The 15,825-nt window shown below is 58.7% G+C and carries 16 protein-coding genes and 1 pseudogene; 12 read left to right on the forward strand and 5 right to left on the reverse strand.

Translation table 11 applies throughout. The features are described 5' to 3' along the window. From EDF73_RS17530 to EDF73_RS17540, 3 genes and pseudogenes are all read right to left on the reverse strand, one after another. Positions 1-245: pseudogene (locus tag EDF73_RS17530) on the reverse strand (transketolase); the annotation flags it as partial. Continuing rightward, positions 232-1,212 carry a transaldolase gene (gene tal / locus EDF73_RS17535; protein WP_132730354.1) on the reverse strand — a complete coding sequence of 327 codons (981 nt, stop codon included), beginning with the start codon at positions 1,210-1,212 and terminating at the stop codon, positions 232-234. The pseudogene EDF73_RS17530 and the gene tal, both read right to left, overlap by 14 nt. Before the next feature lie 20 nt (positions 1,213-1,232). Beyond that, positions 1,233-1,712 carry an RpiB/LacA/LacB family sugar-phosphate isomerase gene (locus EDF73_RS17540; RefSeq protein ID WP_132730355.1) on the reverse strand — a complete coding sequence of 160 codons (480 nt, stop codon included), beginning with the start codon at positions 1,710-1,712 and terminating at the stop codon, positions 1,233-1,235. A 333-nt stretch (positions 1,713-2,045) separates the two neighbouring features. Here EDF73_RS17540 and EDF73_RS17545 point away from each other — a divergent pair, with 333 nt between their 5' ends. The 4 genes from EDF73_RS17545 (at position 2,046) to EDF73_RS17560 (ending at position 6,560) form a co-directional block, all read left to right on the forward strand. After that, on the forward strand, positions 2,046-3,806 hold the full coding sequence (locus EDF73_RS17545) for a dihydroxyacetone kinase family protein (protein ID WP_132730356.1): 1,761 nt from the start codon (positions 2,046-2,048) through the stop codon (positions 3,804-3,806). Beyond that, positions 3,797-4,576, forward strand: coding sequence for a triose-phosphate isomerase family protein (locus EDF73_RS17550; protein WP_132730357.1), 780 nt, complete (start codon positions 3,797-3,799; stop codon positions 4,574-4,576). Before EDF73_RS17545 ends, EDF73_RS17550 begins: the two co-directional genes overlap by 10 nt. 139 nt (positions 4,577-4,715) lie before the next feature. Beyond that, positions 4,716-5,678: a sugar-binding transcriptional regulator gene (locus EDF73_RS17555; protein ID WP_032691070.1), complete on the forward strand. Its 963-nt coding sequence runs from the start codon at positions 4,716-4,718 to the stop codon at positions 5,676-5,678. A 261-nt stretch (positions 5,679-5,939) separates the two neighbouring features. Then, entirely contained in the window at positions 5,940-6,560 is a 621-nt protein-coding gene (locus EDF73_RS17560; protein ID WP_132730358.1) for a transporter, read from the forward strand. A gap of 47 nt (positions 6,561-6,607) precedes the next feature. On the opposite strand, the gene EDF73_RS17565 is transcribed toward EDF73_RS17560, so the two are convergent. Continuing rightward, positions 6,608-7,519 carry a LysR family transcriptional regulator gene (locus tag EDF73_RS17565; RefSeq protein WP_132730359.1) on the reverse strand — a complete coding sequence of 304 codons (912 nt, stop codon included), beginning with the start codon at positions 7,517-7,519 and terminating at the stop codon, positions 6,608-6,610. Between the two features lie 112 nt (positions 7,520-7,631). Here EDF73_RS17565 and speB point away from each other — a divergent pair, with 112 nt between their 5' ends. From speB to EDF73_RS17605, 8 genes are all read left to right on the forward strand, one after another. Beyond that, on the forward strand, positions 7,632-8,582 hold the full coding sequence (gene speB / locus EDF73_RS17570; protein WP_132730360.1) for an agmatinase: 951 nt from the start codon (positions 7,632-7,634) through the stop codon (positions 8,580-8,582). Between the two features lie 22 nt (positions 8,583-8,604). Further along, positions 8,605-9,465, forward strand: a complete 861-nt coding sequence (locus tag EDF73_RS17575) for a TIM barrel protein (RefSeq protein WP_132730599.1) — start codon at positions 8,605-8,607, stop codon at positions 9,463-9,465. Beyond that, complete coding sequence (locus EDF73_RS17580) at positions 9,465-10,541, forward strand: 2-oxoglutarate and iron-dependent oxygenase domain-containing protein (protein WP_132730361.1); 1,077 nt, start codon at positions 9,465-9,467, stop codon at positions 10,539-10,541. Before EDF73_RS17575 ends, EDF73_RS17580 begins: the two co-directional genes overlap by 1 nt. A 9-nt stretch (positions 10,542-10,550) precedes the next feature. Further along, entirely contained in the window at positions 10,551-11,354 is an 804-nt protein-coding gene (locus EDF73_RS17585; RefSeq protein WP_132730600.1) for an ABC transporter substrate-binding protein, read from the forward strand. A gap of 33 nt (positions 11,355-11,387) precedes the next feature. Then, positions 11,388-12,908 (forward strand): amino acid ABC transporter permease/ATP-binding protein, encoded by a 1,521-nt coding sequence (locus EDF73_RS17590; protein WP_132730362.1) that lies wholly within the window; start codon positions 11,388-11,390, stop codon positions 12,906-12,908. Then, complete coding sequence (locus EDF73_RS17595) at positions 12,909-13,637, forward strand: class II aldolase/adducin family protein (RefSeq protein WP_132730363.1); 729 nt, start codon at positions 12,909-12,911, stop codon at positions 13,635-13,637. It abuts the gene before it with no gap. A 5-nt stretch (positions 13,638-13,642) separates the two neighbouring features. After that, positions 13,643-14,575 (forward strand): glyoxylate/hydroxypyruvate reductase A, encoded by a 933-nt coding sequence (locus EDF73_RS17600; protein ID WP_132730364.1) that lies wholly within the window; start codon positions 13,643-13,645, stop codon positions 14,573-14,575. A gap of 84 nt (positions 14,576-14,659) precedes the next feature. After that, complete coding sequence (locus tag EDF73_RS17605) at positions 14,660-15,454, forward strand: SDR family NAD(P)-dependent oxidoreductase (RefSeq protein ID WP_132730365.1); 795 nt, start codon at positions 14,660-14,662, stop codon at positions 15,452-15,454. A gap of 26 nt (positions 15,455-15,480) precedes the next feature. On the opposite strand, the gene EDF73_RS17610 is transcribed toward EDF73_RS17605, so the two are convergent. Next, positions 15,481-15,807, reverse strand: a complete 327-nt coding sequence (locus tag EDF73_RS17610) for a helix-turn-helix domain-containing protein (RefSeq protein WP_132730366.1) — start codon at positions 15,805-15,807, stop codon at positions 15,481-15,483. Positions 15,808-15,825: the final 18 nt, after the last annotated feature.

The raw sequence follows: 15,825 nt of genomic DNA on the forward strand, positions 1-15,825 counted from the left end.
AGATCGTACCCGGAGAGGTGCAGCAGGCTGTAAATCAGCATCGAGCCGTGGCCGTTGGACAGCACGAAGCGGTCGCGGTCGGCCCATGACGGGTTGTTCGGGTTATGGTTCAGGAAATCACGCCACAGGACTTCGGCAATGTCAGCCATACCCATCGGGGCACCCGGGTGGCCGGATTTGGCTTTCTGTACCGCATCCATGCTCAGCGCACGAAGCGCATTGGCCAGCGTCTTACGCGATGACATTTACGGCCTCCTGTTTTTCCAGCAGCTCGCTCAACATCGACTCCAGCTTCTCCTGGTCCTGAGCAAATAAACGGATCCCTTCAGCCAGCTTATCGACGGCCATCGGGTCCTGGTTGTGCAGCCAGTAAAACTCGGCTTCGCTCAGGGGCGACGGCGGTATCTCGCCGGCAACGGGAGGCACCAGCGCCACGGCGAGTTCCCCCTCCATCCGGCTGAGCGCTTCCAGCAGCGCAGGGGCAATGGTCAGACGGTCGCAGCCGGCCAGAGCGATAACCTGCTCCGGTTTACGAAAGCTCGCCCCCATGATGACCGTTGGGTAACGATGTTTTTTGTAGTACTCATAGATGTTGCGTACCGAGATAACGCCCGGATCGTTCTGTGGGCTTTCATCTTCCAGCAGTTGACGGTCGCGATACCAGTCGTAAATACGCCCGACAAACGGTGAAATCAGCCATACGCCCGCTTCGGCACAGGCGCGCGCCTGGGCAAATGAAAAGAGCAGCGTCAGGTTACAGTGGATACCTTCCCGCTCCAGCTCCTCCGCCGCTTTAATCCCCTGCCAGGTCGCGGCCAGCTTGATCAGCACGCGAGCGCGATCGATGCCTTCATCCTCATACAGACGAATCAGTTTACGCGCTTTTGCGACGCACAGCCCGCGGTCGAAGGAGAGGCGCGCGTCAACCTCGGTAGAGACTTTGCCCGGCACCTGGCGCAGCAGTTCCAGGCCAATGTTGACCGCCAGTTTATCGCTGGCGTTGATCAGGCGCGTCTGCGCCGTCCCGCCCTGTTCACAGGCCCAGGCGATGGCCTGCGTAATCAACGGGCGATAAAGCGGTTGCGCGGCAGCTTTCAGGATCAGCGACGGATTGGTCGTCGCATCCTGCGGATGGTATTCGCGGATCGCGGTAATATCGCCGCTGTCCGCGACGACGGTGGTCACTTCTTTCAGCTTTTCCAGAATAGTCATCGTGATGACTCCTTTATTCATCATTCATCTGACCGGGCGGCGCCATCCGGGTGAACAAGCGTTTCGTAATAAGCGATACGTTTCACCTTCGGCCCGGATCGTCCGGCTTCAAATTCAGCGGCCAGCCAGGCATCGACCAACATTAACGCCAGCTCGCTCCCCACTACCCGTGCGCCCAGAGTCATAATTTGCGCGTTATTGCTTTTACGGGCACGCTCAGCTGAGTAAATGTCATGACACTGCGCCGCGCGAACGCCGGGAACTTTATTGGCGACAATCGCCATCCCGATGCCGGTACCGCAGAATAAAAGCCCGCGCTCAAACTCCCCTTCGCGGATAGCCGAAGCCAGGTTGAAGGCGATATCCGGATACATCTGCTCATTCCCCACCACGTCGTGGCTAAAGTCGACGACCTCAATCTCTTTCTGTTGCAGATGTTCCTTTACCAGATTTTTAAGTCCGGTGGCGGCGTCATCCGCCCCGATTGCGACTTTCAACATATTTTTTTACCTCATGGATTACGGTGGTCGCATCGAACTTATGTTCATTATCCGCTCATGTGATGGTTTCCGGCTGGAATTCCTGGCGACATAACTGAACTAAAGTTCACTGCATGTTCGTATGTAATAATGTTTAGCAAGAAAACCTGCGCTTAAAAAGGGAGGATTGCGCAAAAATTAGCTTTATTCGTCAAATCACGACCATGATCACATATCCACCCACTGAACATTTGATTGAAGCAAACGATCTGCTAGCGTTCATTTGTGATGGTTATACAAAGGCCAGGAAATGGCGGCTGGGGTAATAAATGCAAATCATCTGGAGAAGAAAAAATGACCTGGATTTTTAACCGACCGTCAGACTTCGCAAAAGAAATGGTGGCGGGCTTTGTCAGCGCACATGCCTCGCTGGTGCGGCAGGTTCCCGGCGGCGTGGTGCGCAACACCCAAAGTAAAGCAGGCAGCGTGGCTATCGTGGTCGGCGGCGGATCGGGGCATTACCCCGCCTTTGCCGGACTGGTCGGCCAGGGGCTGGCCCATGGCGCGGCAATGGGCAATCTTTTTGCCTCCCCTTCCGCCCAGCAAATCTGCTCCGTGGCGCGCGCCGCTAATAACGGCGGCGGCGTCCTGCTGATGTTCGGCAACTATGCCGGCGATGTGCTCCATTTCGGCCTGGCCTGCGAGCGGCTGCGGGCGGAAGGTATTCCCTGCGAAACCATCGCCATCACCGATGATATTTCCAGCGCACCGCTGGCGGAAAAAGAGAAGCGCCGCGGCGTAGCCGGCGACCTGGTGGTCTTTAAAGCGGCGGCGGCGGCAGCCGAGCGTGGCGATTCGCTGGCCGAAGTGCTGGCGATTTCCCGCCGCGCCAACGAACAAACGCGTTCGCTGGGCCTGGCCTTCAGCGGCTGTACCTTCCCCGGCGCGGAACAACCTTTGTTCACCATTCCGGAAGGGAAAATGGGCTTCGGCATGGGTATCCATGGCGAGCCGGGGATCAGCGAACTCGATATGGTCCCCTCCGCCGAACTGGCGCGTATGCTGACCACCACCCTGCTGGAAGAGCGCCCGCAGACCATTGCGCAAACGAAAGGCGCGCGTCTGGGGGTGATTATTAACGGCCTGGGTTCGGTCAAATATGAAGAGCTGTTCGTGTTCTGGCATGACGTACACCAGCTTCTGCAGGCCGCCGACGTCGTGATTGCCGACGTGCAGATCGGCGAGTTTGTGACCAGCTTCAATATGGCCGGAATGTCGATGACTTTCGTCTGGTTTGATGACGAGCTGGAAAGGCTGTGGCTTGCGCCCGCCACCACCCCAGCCTTTAACCGCGGCTCCGTGCTCCCGCATCAACCGCTCGATCCGCAGCAGCTGGAGCAGAGCGGCGCGGTAAAAATCCCGCAGGGGAGTCCGGCGTCGAGAGAAGTTGCCGTCAACGTCATGCGGATGATCGACGCGGTCGCGCAGACGGTTATCGATAATGCCGAAGAATTTGGCCGGATTGACGCCGTCGCGGGCGATGGCGACCACGGCATCGGTATGGAACGCGGCGTGGTCGCCGCACGCGAGGCGGCGAAAAAGACCCTCGAACAGGGCGCCGGCGCCGGTACCGTGCTGCAATTCGCCGCGGATGCCTGGGCAGACGAGGCCGGCGGGACGTCCGGTGCAATTTGGGGCGTGATCCTCAATACGCTGGGTATTACCATCGGCAACGATGAAAAACCGGATGCCGCCCGGGTTGCGCTGGCCATCGCCCAGGCTAACGCCGGGGTGATGCATTTCGGCAAAGCGAAGCCTGGAGACAAAACGCTGGTTGATGTGCTGCTCCCCTTCAGCCAGGCGCTGAGCGCCGCGGCTGACGAAGGATTATCTCTCGCCGACGCGTGGCGCAAGGGCGAACAGGTCGCCAGGCAGAGCGCGCAGGATACCGCGCAGCTGGTGCCCAAGATTGGCCGCGCGCGTCCGCTGGCGGAGCGTAGCCTCGGCACGCCGGATGCCGGCGCGATATCGCTGGCGATGATCATCGCCGCCGTGGGCGCCTGCCTCGCCGATAACACTGAACTCGCGCCTTCTCAGGAGAACGTATGCCCCTGAATCTGGTCATCGGCACCAGCCATAAAACCTATTTTGGCTATCGGCAAACGCAGGCGTGGTGCCAGCAGGTTGCGGAAATATTGCGCCAGCAGCCCGAAGCGCTGAGCGCGCGGCTGCAGCTGTTCACCTTTCCCGCCATGCCGGCGGTGTCGGCGGCGCTGCAGTGCTTTGAAGGTACCGCGATGGCGACGGGGGCGCAGAATATCTGCGCGGCGCCCCCCGGCGCATGGACCGGCGAGAGCAGCGCGCCCATGCTGCAGGAAATGGGCTGCCGCTACGTCGAACTGGGCCATGCCGAACGGCGTCGTCACTTTGGTGAAACCACGGAAATCATCAATCAGAAGATCGATATGGCCCTTGCAAGTCATCTCACCCCGGTCATTTGTATCGGTGAAAACCAGCAGATGAGCGCCGACGATGCTGCCGTTTACGCCATCGGTCAGGCGCGGGAGCTGCTGGCGCATCGCGTCAGGGACATCCTACCGCCGATGATTTTCGCCTGGGAACCGCAGTGGGCCATTGGCGCCGCGGAACCCGCCAGCGATGACTATATTCGCCACGTCTGCAAAGCGCTACGCGCGTATTTGCAGCATGAATACGGTCCTCAATTTCAGGTTATCTACGGTGGCAGCGCGGGTCCCGGCCTGCTGAGCCGTCTGTGGCCGGACGTTGACGGAATTTTTCTGGGCCGTTTCGCCCATCAGCCTCAGGCCTTCGCATCCATTCTGGCCGAGGCGCAGGAGATCGTCGCCGGCCACCCGCAAGCCTGATGACCACTTCGGCAACGCGCGACGGGCGAGCACATCGGCCCGTCGCGCTTGCTCCGCTTGAGGTCAAAATATTTCTGATATACTTTCAGCAAATGTTCACCCCCTAAACATTAATCTATCGCGTGGAGAAAGCAGCCGAATGGAAAAATCGAGTGCGTCCCAGGAATATGAGTTACTCACCGAGATTGCTGTAGCTTATTACTGTGATGAAGTGACGCAGGAGGAGATTGCCAACAAATTTGGCTTTTCCCGTATCAAGGTCGGACGTCTGCTAAAACGAGCCAAGGAAGAAGGGATTGTCGAGATCAACGTCCGCTATCACCCCATCTTCAGTACGCAGCTCGAAAAACAGCTTAAGGAACGCTTCCCCATCAGCCGCGCGCTGATCGCGCTCGACCATAATGACGAAGAAGAGCAGCGGCGCCAGGTTGCCACGCTGGTCTCGAGCCACCTCAACAACATATTGAAAGATAATATCGTGGTGGCCGTCGGCCAGGGGCGCAATGTAGCCGCGGTCGCGGAGTTCTCCGGCACCATCCAGGCGCGCGACTGCCGTTTTCTTTGCGGCATCGGCGGCACTCACCGCCCGGGCGATATCATCAATGCCGATCACATCAGCCGTCTGCTGGCGAAAAAATTTGGCGGCAGCAGCGAATCGCTGTATGCCCCGGCCTACGTCGAAAACATGCAGTTAAAAGAGCTGCTGCTGCAGAACGGCACCATCAAGGAGACCCTCGATCGCGCGCGGAAAGCGGATATTGCGCTGGTAGGCATCGGCGATATGAATGAAGAGAGTTACATGGTGAAACTGGGCTGGTTTACGCCGCAGGAGATTAACGACGCCAGTATTAACCAGGGAGTCATTGGCGATATCGCCGGCTACGACTTTTTCAACTCCCGCGGCGAACACGTTAACACGGTGATGGACAACCGCGTGATTGGGCTGAGCGTGGAAGAACTGAGGCAGATCCCTTGCGTCATCGCCATCGCGTCGGAAAATACCAAAGCCATGGCGATTATGGGCGCCCTGCGCACCGGGGCAATCGATATTATCGCCACCAGCGCGCGCAACATTCGCACCATTTTAAGCATGAGCCAGTGAGGGGGCGGCCTGAACCTTAAGCCCGTCCCGTTCCCTGACCTGTTCGCGCCGCAAACGAGCCAGACGTTTTATCACCCTACCCCGTCGCAGCGACTATCCTTGAGTTTCAGGCGTCGGATGCGGATGGCGGCGGCGTTATCTGACGCAGAACAGGCGGAATGGCTCAATATGTTAAAAATTCTCAGCAAAGAAGCACGAAGTGAACAGGAAGCGCGCGCGCTGACATTTACCATATTTTTTTCAATAGAATAAGTGGTGCTAATGTCTGTACTCAGAAGCTTTCTCTTTTTCCTCGGCGCAGGTGCCGCCTCTGCCGTCGCGGTACTCTGTCTATGGATTGACGTACGGGTCTTCGATAACAACATACCGGAAATCTCGCTCACCGAAATCGTGCAGGAGTTGGTGCTGGCAATGATCGTGCTGATTCACTTCGCTTTAGCCAGCAGGTACACGCTGTTACGCTCCTGCAATATTCTCGTCGGCGGTTTTTTCCTCGCCATGCTGATTCGCGAACTGGACGCCGTCTTTGATCTAATTTCCCACGGCAGCTGGGTGTGGTTTGCCCTGTTCTCAACGCTGTGTACGCTGATTTATCCGCTGCGCCATTGTCGCCAGACCCTGAGCCAGCTGGCGCAGTACACCCGCACGCCCTACTACGGCATGATGCTCAGCGGTCTGCTGGCGGTGCTGGTCTTCTCGCGTCTGTTCGGCATGCACGGCCTGTGGTATTCGATCCTTGAAGCGGGTTACGCCCGGGTGGTGAAAAACGCCGTTGAAGAGGGGAGCGAATCCTTTGGCTATATGCTCTGCCTGACGGCATCGATCGGCTACTACTGCTATTTCCGTTATCTCGCCCGCACCTCAACGACAGCCGGCGCCTGAGCGGTCGCGCAGTCAGGGCATCGCCATGATACGCCTGACTGCGCCGCTCAATAATTCCACTTCGGCCTGGCGACCGTATTCTTCTTCAGTAAATTACGAAACTCTTTCAGATACGGCTCGTTGCTGCGCCCGCGTCGGCAAATCGCCGAGAACGGCGACTGGAAGCCGAACTCGTTGGGCAGCAGCACCCGCAGCCGGTTCTCCTTGATCCACGGCCAGGCATAATGTTCAGGCAGGTAGCCGATATATTTCCCCGACAGGATCAGCAGCAGCTGCGCATCAACGGTCTCAACGGTAGCACTGCCTTTACTAAAGCCGCGCCGGCGCAGATCGCTGGTATTCCAGTAGCTGCGGGTCACCAGCGGACACTGGCTGATCTGCTCTTTATCAAGCTGGCGGCTGAAGAACATCGGGTGAAGGTCGCTGCAGTACAGCCAGTGCTGCTCGCGATAGAGCGGCTCGCTGATGATGTTATGGACCTGGGAGTTATAGCTGCCGATAGCCAAATCAATATGGTTGTTCAGCACGCCGTTAAGCTGCTCCGCCGGGGTGCGGATAATCAGTTTGATATGCACATTGGGAAACTTATCGCTGAAGCTGCGCAGCACCACCGGCAGCGACAGCGCGGTTTCGGTTTCAATCGAGTCAAGCGTCGAGATGCAAATCGTGCCGCTGTGCTCGCCCTTCAGCAGCGCCGACTGGCGTTCCAGCTCGTTGAGCTCGCTCAATACCCGAATCGCCTGCTGTAAAAACTGCTGTCCTTTCTCGGTCAGCGCAAAACCGCCGCGCCCGCGCTGGCACAGGCTAAACCCCAGCTGCCCCTCCAGCTGAGACATCGCATTACTGATCGCCGACACCGAAATCCCCAGCTCCTGCTGGGCTCTGCCATAGCTTTCCAGGCGGGCCACCGCCTCAAAAACCTGCAGCTGTCGAATGTTGAGACTGGCGTCGTTGAGCATGATTAGTTCACCAATAAATGAACTAAGTATTTACGGCAGACGATTTAAAGTCCAGCACATCTTTCGCACTATCTTCCTGTCGAGCATTTGTGTGTCAGATTCAGGAGCTGAAATGGATAACGTCTTTCATCAACCGCAGGGTGGCAACGAGATGCCACGTTTCGGCGGCCGCGCAACGATGATGCGCCTGCCTTTTATTGAAGATTTACAGGGACTTGATGCGGCATTCGTCGGCATCCCTCTGGATATCGGCACGTCGCAACGTTCCGGCACCCGTTACGGACCACGCTATATCCGCAGCGAATCGGTGATGATTCGTCCCTATAACATGGCGACCGGCGCGGCGCCTTTTGAATCCCTGTCGGTGGCGGACATCGGCGATGTGCCGATCAATACCTACAGCCTGCTCAAATCGGTGCAGATCATCGAGGATTACTACACTGGTTTAAATAGTTTCCCCCTCATCCCGCTGACCCTCGGGGGTGACCACACCATCACCCTGCCGATTCTGCGCGCCCTGACCAAAAAACATGGCCCGGTTGGACTGATTCATGTTGATGCCCACACCGACACCAACGACGAGATGTTCGGCGAGAAAATCGCCCACGGCACCACCTTCCGCCGCGCCGTCGAAGAGGGCCTGCTGGATCTCAAACGCGTCGTGCAGATTGGTCAGCGCGCGCAGGGCTATGCCGCCGGCGACTTCCAGTGGGGCGTCGACCAGGGCTTTCGTCTGGTACAGGCGGAGCAGTGCTGGCACCGTTCGCTGGCTCCGTTAATGGCCGAAGTCCGCCAGCAGATGGGCGAGGGGCCGGTCTATCTCAGCTTCGATATCGACAGCCTCGACCCCATCTGGGCCCCCGGCACCGGCACGCCGGAAGTCGGCGGCCTGACCTCCATTCAGGCGCTGGAAATCGTTCGCGGCTGTCGCGGCCTGAACCTGATCGGCTGCGACCTGGTTGAGGTCTCCCCGCCCTATGACGTCAGTGGCAACACCTCACAGCTGGCGGCCAACCTGCTGTATGAAATGCTCTGCGTCCTGCCCGGCGTGAAATATCCATAGGGGATTCGGAATGCAGCCAACCATGCAACTCAAGGTCTTTCGCACGCTGTGGGGCGTCACCACTCCGTGGCAACAAACCCTCAGCGAGCTGAAAAGCGTCGGCTGCTGCGGCATTGAGGCGCGCGTGCCGCTAAGCGCCGACGAACAGCAGACGCTGGCCCGACGCCTGCAGGAGTCCGCGCTGGAGTATATCGCCATCGTCTTCAGCGGCGGCGGCGTGATTCCGGCGCAGGCCGAAACGCCGCAGCAGCATCTTGAACGTTTGAAAAGCCGCTTTGAAGACGCAAAGGCGCTGAATCCGCGCTTTGTCAATCTGCTGGCCGGCAACGACCGCTGGCCGCTGGCGCAGCAGGTGGACTTTCTCGGCCGGGCCCACGAGCTGGCCGCCGCCTGCGGACTGACCTGCAGCTTTGAAACCCACCGCGCCACTTCGCTGTACAGCCCGTGGCTAACCCTCGAGATTATCCGGCAGCTGCCGCAGCTGCGCTTTACCGCCGACATCAGCCACTGGATCGTGGTGAGCGAGCGTCTGCTGGATGACCCCTGCGATGATTTCAGCGCCTTTATCGACCGCGTGCACCACGTTCAGGCCCGCGCCGGTTATGACCAGGGGCCGCAGGTACCTCATCCGGCGGCGCCGGAATATCACGCCGCGCTGCAGTTCCAGCAGCGCTTCTGGCAGCAAATCTGGCAGTCGCAACGTCGGCGCGGGTATCAGCAGACCACGTTGACGCCCGAGTTTGGCCCCGATGGCTATCTGCACCACCTGCCGTTTACCAATGTCCCGGTGGCCGATCTGTGGTCGCTGAATGCGTGGATGGCGGAACAGGAACAGCAGCATTTCGCCGAGTTTTTATCGCTAACCGAAAAGGATCTGTCGTAATGAGCGTCGCAAAAAGTTCTTTCACTGAATTACCGACCATCGATATCAGCGATCTTGCCAGCGACAGTCTGGCAAAACGCCAGGCCGTCGCCGACGCCATCGGCAAAGCGGCGCGTGAAGTCGGTTTTTTCTACATCACCGGCCACGGCATTGCCCCTGAGCTGATCGCCGGGATCCGCACGGCGGCCAAACAGCTCTTCGCCCTGCCGATGGATCAAAAAATGCAGTACTACATCGGCCACTCCCGCAGCCATAAAGGCTATGTCCCGGAAGGGGAAGAGATTTACGGCTCCGGCAAACCGGACCACAAAGAAGCGTTTGATATTGGCTTCCAGGCCGCGGACGACCACCCGTTTGTGCTGGCCGGCACGCCGCTGATTGGCGCCAATGAGTGGCCGGAACTGCCCGAGTTTCAGTCCCGGGTGCTGGCCTACTATGACGCGGTATTCACCCTCGGCCATCGCCTGTTTGACGCCTTCGCCCTCGCGCTTGGCCTGCCGGAGGGCTACTTCAAGGCGATGGTGACCTGCCCGCCGTCGAAGCTGCGTCTGATCCACTATCCCTTTGACGCCAGCGCCGAAGATGTTCCCGGTATTGGTGCGCACACCGATTACGAGTGCTTCACCCTGCTGCTCGCCGACCAGCCCGGCCTTGAGGTGCTGAATGAAGAGAGCGCCTGGATAGACGCGCCGCCGCTGAACAACGCCGCCGGCGAAGAGGCTTTCGTGATCAATATCGGCGACATGCTGGAAGTGTTAAGCGCTGGCACATTTGTTGCTACAGCACACCGTGTCCGCAAGGTGCCGCAGGAACGCTACTCCTTCCCGCTGTTTTTCGCCTGCGATTATCACACCCTGATCCGGCCGTTACCCAACTTTTTAGCCGCCGGAGAAGCCAGCGAATATCAGGAACTCAGCATTGGCGAGCATATGTGGAGCCAGGCGTTGCAGACCTATCGCTACCTGCGCGAGAAGGTCACCAAAGGCGAGCTGCAGCTCCCGGAGCGCGCCCGCGGCACCAACACCTTTGGTCATCTGAAAAAACAAGCCCAGCAAAAAACCGTTAATAACCCGTGAGGATACATGATGAAAAAAACGCTCAATAAGCTCTCGCGCCGCGTGGCTACGGGCATCGCCATCGCCGCTTGCTTTTCACCGCTGACCCAGGCTGCCGAACTGCTGACGGATGGCGTATTTAAAGTCGGGATGGAGGTCACCTATCCGCCGTTTGAATCTTACGACAGCAATAACAACATCGTCGGCCTCGACCCGGAATTCGCCGCGCTGATTGCCGAGCAGCTGAAAGCGAAACCGCAGCTGATCGATACCAAATTCACCAGCCTGATCTTAGGGATTGGCAAGAAATATGACGCGGTAATCTCCGGGATGTATATCACGCCGGAGCGCCTTAAACAGGCCGATGCGGTCCCTTACGCCTTATCCGGCGCGTCGATTATCGCCCTGAAGAACAGCGACATTCAGCCGAAAACGGAAGACCAGTTATGCGGCGTCAAGGTTGGCCTGCAGCAGGGTACCAGCTGGGTCGCCAGCCTGAAGAATCACTCCGATGAGTACTGCCTGAAAAACGGGAAGCCGGCCATCAGCATCCAGGAGTACCCCACCGCGCCGGAAGTTTCGCAGGCTCTGCTGTCGAAAAACATTAACGCGCAGCTGGAGATCGCTCCGGCGGCGCAAATTATTGTCGAGAAGAGCCGCGGGCGGCTGGCGATTAGCTCCACGCGGCTGGTCTATCCATTACCGCTGGGGATTTATGTCGCCAAAGGCAATAGCGAACTGGTGAATGCCATTAAATCGACATTAGCCACCTTAAAAACCAATGGCAAATATGACGCCATCATCAAGAAATACAATTTAGAACGCATCGATTAAATACGATCACATTAATGCGCAACAGGAGTCGGTATGGAGTTCGATTGGGGATACTTTTTCTCATTATTTAGCGTTGGGGCATTCTGGCAGGCGTGCGTCACCGTGATCGTCGTCAGTTCATTGTCGTGGTTGATTGGCCTGGTATTCGGTTTTCTTTTAGCCTGCGCGAAACTCTCCGGCCCGCGCTGGCTGAAAGTTCCCGTCGAACTCTATATTTGGTTTTTCCGCAGCGTGCCGTTAATGGTGCTGCTGGTATTTGTCTATAACCTACCGCAATTATTTCCGGTGACCCAGCCGCTGCTCGGCATTCCGTTTATTGCCGGCCTGGTCTCGATGACCGTCACCGAAGCGGCCTACATGGCGGAAATTCATCGCGGCGGGTTAATTTCGGTGGCGAAAGGGCAAAGCGAAGCCGGCCATGCATTAAGCCTCAGCTTTATCGGCATTCAGCGCCTGATTATTATCCCGCAGGCGTTTCGCATCTCGCTCCCGACGATGATTAATGAATATATCACCATCATTAAACTCAGCTCGATCCTGTCGGTGATCTCGTTGCCGGAACTGCTGTTAACCGGTCAGCGGCTGTACGCGCAGAACTTCCTGGTGATGGAGACTCTGCTGGCGGTGGCGGTCTACTACGTGATGGTGGTGACGGTGTTTACCTGGCTGTTCCGGGCGCTGGAAAACCTGCTGGATATTCAGCAAAAGCGCCCGCAAACCTTCAATGACGCTGAATGTGAAGCCTTACGCCAGAGCCTGAAAACGCCGCGGCACACGGCGAAGGCCGAGCCCGCCAGCGGTAACCCGCCGGCGCTCGATCTGCGGGCGATCGAAAAGTCCTGGGGCCAGCATCACGTACTGAAAGGTATCGATCTGAAGGTCGAAAACGGCGAGGTGATCAGCATTATCGGCCCATCGGGATCCGGTAAAACCACCCTGATCCGCACCATCAACGCCCTGGAAAGCATCGATGGCGGGGAAATTATTCTCTACGGCGAAGATTACCTGAAAGGCGCGGCGATTGTGGATAAACGGCAGATGCGCGCCGGCGTGCGCCGTATCGGCATGGTTTTCCAGGGCTTCAACCTGTTTCCTCACCGCACGGTGCTCGACAACGTCATGCTCGCCCCGCTGTATCACAAGCTGGTCGAGCGCAGCGTGGCAAAAGAGCAGGCCCTCTATCTGCTGGACCGCGTCGGCCTGCTGGCGCACGCCGAAAAATACCCGTGGCAACTCTCCGGCGGCCAGCAGCAGCGTGTCGCCATCGCCCGTGCGCTGGCCTTAAAACCGGACATCATGCTGTTTGACGAACCCACCTCAGCGCTGGATCCGGAGCTGGTTGGCGAAGTGCTGAAGGTGATCCAGTCTCTCGCCCGCGAAGGGATGACGATGCTGATCGTGACCCATGAGATGGACTTCGCGTTATCCATTTCCGACCGGGTGGTGATGATGGAAAACGGCGTGGTGGTGAGCGATGTGCATCCACAGCGCATACGCGACAACGCGAGCGATCCGGCTCTTACCCGCATCCGTGAATTTATGGGAGTGCAATAAATGGCAACTGAACGTGAACTGCGTCAGGACCTGGCCGCCGCCTATCGTCTGGCGGCGCTGTTTGGCTGGGAAGATACGCTGTATACCCACTTTTCCGTGCGTCTGCCGGGCGACGGTGAACCGCGGTTTCTGATCAACCCGTTCGGCATGATGTTCGATGAAGTCACCGCCAGCAATCTGATCGTCGTCGACATGCAGGGCAAGGTGGTGGAAGGCAACGCCCCGGCGAACTCCGCCGGCTTTACCATCCACAGCGCGGTACATATGGCGCGGGAGGATGCCCACTGCGTCATCCACACCCATACCCTGCCGGGAATGGCGGTCGCCGCCTGTCAGGATGGTCTGCTGCAGCTTAACCAGATAAGCACCGAGTTTTATCAGCGCGTCGGCTATCACCCGTATGAGGGCGTGGCGTTTGACCTCGACGAACGCGAGCGTATCCAACGCTCGCTCGGCGATAACATCGCCATGATTTTGCAAAGCCATGGCCTGCTATCGGTCGGGCGCACCGTCGCCGACGCCTTCTACATCATGTACTACCTTAACCGCGCCTGCGAAATTCAGATGGCCGCCGCCCAGCTCGCCCCGCTCAGCCCGATTCACACCATTCCGGCGCACCTGAGCCAGCACGCCTGCGAACAGCTGATGGGCGTGGAGCACGAGCGCCAGCAGGTCTGGCAGGCGTGGCTGCGCCGCCTTGACCGTCTCGACACGTCTTACCAGGAGTGATGCCTATGCCGAACCTGACTATCGTTGTCGATTGCAACGACCTGAACTACGCCCGCGAGATTTGCGACGCGCTGCATCTTTTCCCCGACGTGATGGCGGTATTGCCCGACCATCCGGCGGCGCGGCGCGCGGAATACGCCAGCTGCTGGTTCCCCGACCCGCAGCTGCTGACCCGCTCGCCGGGGCTAAAACTGATCCAGGCCGCCTCTGCCGGGGTCGATCACCTGCCGGATGCGGTGTTCGCCAGCCCGGTTCCGCTGTGCCGGGTGGTGGATGAAGATTTTCGTCACGGGATGTTCGAGTATGCGCTGTGGGGCGTGCTGTGGTTTCAGCGCCATTTTGACCGCGCGCTGGCGCATCAGCGCGAGCGGGTGTGGAAAACTTACCCGCAGCGGGCCGCCGCCGATTTTCGCGTCGGCGTGATGGGGCTCGGTGAAATTGGCGGTTACATTGCCACCCGCCTTGCCGGACTGGGGTATCACGTCTCCGGCTGGGCGCGGAGCGAAAAACAGCTCGCGGGCGTCCGCTGCTACCACGGCGATGCGCAGGCCGATGATTTCTTCGCTGAGCTGGATGCGCTGATCAACGTGCTGCCGCTGACCGAGCAGACCCGCGGCATCCTCGCGCAGCCGTTGCTCGACCGGCTCCCCGCCGGGGCGGTGCTGATCAACTGCGGGCGCGGTGAGCATATGGTGAATCACGATGTGCTGCAGGCGCTGGATAGCGGGCGGCTGGCGGGCGCGGTGCTCGATGTCTTCCCCGTTGAACCGCTGCCGGACGCCGACCCGCTGTGGTCGCATCCGCAGGTGGTGATCACCCCGCACATGGCTTCCATTGCCCCTGCGGAAGTGATCGCTCGCCAGCTGCTGGAAAATATCCAGCGCCAGCGCCACGCGCTGCCGCTGAAAAATCTGGTCGATAAACAGATCGGCTATTAACACCTTGCAGCAGCGATCGCCAACCCCCGCAGGCATCACCTGCTACGCTTAATGGTCTGTTGCTCAAACAATAAGGCCAAGGTTATGAACATTGATTTATCGGGGAAAGTTGCGCTGGTTACCGCCTCCACGGCGGGCATTGGGTTTGCTATCGCCAAAGGGCTGGCGGCCAGCGGCGCGGAGGTGATCATTAACGGACGCAGCGAGCGTAGCGTCAATGAAGCCATCGCCCGGCTACAAAATGAGGTACCGGGCGCCAGGCCGCGCCCGGCCATTGCCGACCTCAGCAGTGGCGAAGGGGTGAATCAGCTGCTGCAAAGCCTCAACGGCGTCGATATTCTGGTTAACAACGCCGGGATTTATGGTCCGCAGGACTTCTACGCCACCGATGACGCCACGTGGGAAAACTACTGGCAGACCAACGTGATGTCCGGGGTACGTTTATCGCGGGCGCTGCTGCCGGCGATGGTACAAAAAGGCTGGGGCCGGGTGGTGTTTATCTCCTCCGAATCGGCACGTAATATCCCGGCGGACATGATCCACTACGGGGTGACCAAAACCGCCCAGCTGTCGCTGGCGCGCGGGCTGGCGAAATATGTGGCCGGCAGCGGCGTCACGGTGAACAGCGTGCTGCCGGGGCCGACGATTTCCGATGGTTTTGCCGAAATGATGAAAGAAGAGGTGGCGAAAACCGGTAAACCGCTGGACCAACTCGCCAAAGAGTTTGTCATGACCCATCGCCCCAGCTCGGTTATCCAGCGTGCGGCATCGGTTGAGGAAGTCGCCAATATGGTGGTGTATGTCTGCTCAACTCAGGCTTCCGCCACCTCTGGCGCAGCCTTGCGCGTCGATGGCGGCGTGGTGGACGATATTGTCTGACGGTTTGGTTTGTGCCCGACCGCTGGCTAGCGGTCGGGCGTTTTCGCGGGATCTTTCAGCGAGGTCATTTCAAACTGATTATCCGGATCCATGGCATTGACCGCTTTTTGCAGTTCCGCGAGCGCAAACTTGAGGGAGGCCACCTCCTCGCGTAGCGCCTGCATCTCCTGCTCCTGAGTGGTGCTGCGGCTGATTTTAGGAAACGCTTCGAAGACATCCTCTTCGAGGAACATACGAACCTGACGATTATCCACATTCACCAGCTGATACTTCAGCCGGCCGCTGTTGATGGCGTTATAGATAGTCTTACGACTGACCATCGCTAACTCTATGACGTCGCTGATTCGTAACATCTTGTCCCTCTTCGCTTC

Source organism: Klebsiella sp. BIGb0138 (assembly GCF_004342285.1).
Lineage (GTDB): Bacteria > Pseudomonadota > Gammaproteobacteria > Enterobacterales > Enterobacteriaceae > Klebsiella.